The sequence below is a fragment of the uncultured Nonlabens sp. genome (assembly GCF_947495285.1).
Lineage (GTDB): Bacteria > Bacteroidota > Bacteroidia > Flavobacteriales > Flavobacteriaceae > Nonlabens.
Window position 1 is genome coordinate 1 of the sequence record NZ_CANLXZ010000121.1, and the last position, 205, is coordinate 205.

1 protein-coding gene is annotated in these 205 nt (G+C 29.8%); it reads left to right on the forward strand.

The window, feature by feature from the left end; translation table 11 throughout:
- The coding region (locus Q0838_RS14345; RefSeq protein WP_298956586.1) for a transposase at window positions 1-205 on the forward strand (205 nt) is incomplete at both ends.

The following is a 205-nucleotide window of genomic DNA, read 5'->3' on the forward strand; positions in this document are numbered from 1 at the left end:
TTACGAGACATGTTTATTTTAATGAGTTAGCCAGTAGTATAGAATATTGTAGAAAGCATAAATCAATGGAATTATATCCTTACTGTTTCATGCCTAGTCATGTGCATTTAATATTTAGATCATCTATTGATCAACCATCAGAATTACTGAGAGATTTCAAGAAATATACTGCAAAGAAAGTGTTGCAAGCAATTAAAGAAAATCC